Genomic DNA, 2,277 nt, shown 5'->3' with positions numbered 1-2,277 from the left:
TCCCGCCGATCTTCGCGTCCTCGCTGCTGCTTTTGCCGGCAACCGTCGCGGGCTTCTCGCAGGCGACCAACCTGCCGGCCTGGGCAAGCACGATCCTCGCCTCGCTCGGCCACGGCCAGCCGCTCTACATGATCTTCTATGCGGGCATGATCGTCTTCTTCGCCTTCTTCTACACGGCGATCGTTTTCAACCCGAAGGACACGGCCGACCAGCTCAAGAAGCATTCCGGCTTCATCCCGGGTTATCGTCCAGGCGAACGCACCGCCGAATATATCGACTATGTTCTGACGCGTATCACCGTCATCGGCGCCATCTACCTGGTGCTGGTCTGTCTGCTGCCCGAGTTCCTGATTTCAGCGACTGGCGTACCTTTCTACCTCGGTGGCACATCGCTTCTGATCGTGGTCAGTGTCACGCTCGACACGGTGGCGCAGATTCAGGGTCACCTGATCGCGCATCAGTATGAGGGCCTGATCAAGAAGTCGAAGTTGCGTGGGGGGAAGAGGAGCAGATGAGGCTGATATTGCTTGGGCCGCCAGGGGCGGGCAAGGGGACGCAAGCACAAAGACTGGTAGAAAAACACCGCATCCCACAGCTCTCGACGGGGGACATGCTGCGTGCGGCCGTACAGGCCGGAACCGAGGTCGGCAAGCGTGCCAAGGCGGTGATGGATGCCGGCGAGCTTGTCTCGGACGCGATCGTCAATGCCATCGTCGCCGAGCGCATCGATCAGCCAGATTGCGCGAAGGGCTTCATCCTCGACGGCTATCCGCGCACGCTGGTCCAGGCGGACGCGGTCGACGCCATGCTTGCCGAGCGCGGCATCGCGCTCGACACAGTCATCGAGCTTGTCGTCGACGACAAGGCGCTGGTCGGACGAATCGTCAAACGCGCCGAGGATGCCAAGGTCGCCGGCCAGCCTGTTCGTAAGGACGACAACCCGGCGGTGTTCGAGGAACGCCTGCGCGAATATTACAAGAAGACGGCGCCGCTGACCGGCTACTACTACGCCAAAGGCAAGCTCAAGACCGTCGATGGCATGGCCAGTATCGATGCCGTGACCGACGAGATCGGCAAGGTGCTCGCGGCCGCGGCGAAGTGAGCCGGACCGGCAATTGAAGATTGCGCTTGGCGACAATTGAAGATTGCGCTTGACTGAAGTGGGTCGTTGGGGTATGGCGGCCCGTCTTCCTATCAGGCATGGACTTTGCTTGCCCTTGCGGGCAAGGCGTCCGCTTTGAACCAGGAAACTCCCGCAAGGGCCGGCCTCCACCGGACGCGGGGTAACTTGAACGCCGGCTCGTCCGGCCTACATGGAGAAAGAGCAGAAAATGGCTCGTATAGCCGGCGTCAACATTCCGACCAACAAGCGCGTCGTCATTGCGCTTCAGTACATTCACGGCATCGGCAAGAAGTTTGCCCAGGAGATCGTCGACAAGGTCGGCATCCCGGCGGACCGCCGCGTCAACCAGCTGACCGACGCGGAAGTGCTGCAGATTCGCGAGACGATCGACCGCGACTACCAGGTCGAAGGCGACCTGCGCCGCGAAGTCTCGATGAACATCAAGCGGCTCATGGACCTCGGCTGCTACCGCGGCCTGCGTCACCGCCGCTCGCTGCCGGTCCGCGGCCAGCGCACGCACACCAATGCGCGCACCCGCAAGGGCCCGGCCAAGGCGATCGCCGGCAAGAAGAAGTAATTGGGCGAATAGCGAGTAGTCATTAGCGAGTAGGGCTCTATTCGCTACTCACTATTCCCTACTCGCTTCTCAGGGTGGAGCCGCTGGCATTACGGCGGTGTAGAGATCAACTGAAAGGACTACCATGGCCAAGGAAGCCGCTCGTGTTCGCCGTCGCGAACGCAAGAACATCTCGTCGGGCGTTGCCCACGTCAATTCGACCTTCAACAACACCATGATCACCATCACCGACGCGCAGGGCAATTCGATTGCCTGGTCGTCAGCCGGTGCGCAAGGGTTCAAGGGTTCGCGCAAGTCGACCCCGTTCGCCGCCCAGATGGCTGCCGAGGACGTCGCCAAGAAAGCGCAGGAACACGGCATGCGCATGCTCGAGGTCGAGGTCTGCGGACCCGGCTCCGGTCGTGAATCGGCCCTTCGCGCGCTGCAGGCGGCCGGCTTCACCATTACCTCGATCCGCGACGTGACGCCGATCCCGCACAATGGCTGCCGTCCGCGCAAGAAGCGCCGCGTCTGATTTTAAGCGCCGCGCGAACGCCACGGCGTTCCTCCGCGGTTTTCCGTGTCGCCCGCCACCATC

Annotated in this window: 3 protein-coding genes and 1 pseudogene; all 4 read left to right on the top strand. The window is 62.2% G+C overall.

The window, feature by feature from the left end; genetic code table 11:
• A pseudogene (locus tag EOA28_RS32960) lies at positions 1-515 on the top strand (preprotein translocase subunit SecY); the annotation flags it as partial.
• Complete coding sequence (locus EOA28_RS32955; RefSeq protein ID WP_128315709.1) at positions 512-1,102, top strand: adenylate kinase; 591 nt, start codon at positions 512-514, stop codon at positions 1,100-1,102. The pseudogene EOA28_RS32960 and the gene EOA28_RS32955, both read left to right, overlap by 4 nt.
• A 229-nt stretch (positions 1,103-1,331) precedes the next feature.
• On the top strand, positions 1,332-1,700 hold the full coding sequence (rpsM, locus tag EOA28_RS32950) for a 30S ribosomal protein S13 (RefSeq protein WP_027170351.1): 369 nt from the start codon (positions 1,332-1,334) through the stop codon (positions 1,698-1,700).
• A gap of 124 nt (positions 1,701-1,824) precedes the next feature.
• Entirely contained in the window at positions 1,825-2,214 is a 390-nt protein-coding gene (gene rpsK, locus EOA28_RS32945) for a 30S ribosomal protein S11 (RefSeq protein WP_006205444.1), read from the top strand.
• Positions 2,215-2,277: the final 63 nt, after the last annotated feature.

Origin of the sequence: Mesorhizobium sp. M2A.F.Ca.ET.067.02.1.1 (assembly GCF_004023285.1) — a bacterium.
Classification (GTDB): domain Bacteria; phylum Pseudomonadota; class Alphaproteobacteria; order Rhizobiales; family Rhizobiaceae; genus Mesorhizobium.
The sequence above is the reverse complement of the archived record's forward strand: the minus strand, read 5'-3'. Positions and strand labels throughout refer to the sequence as shown.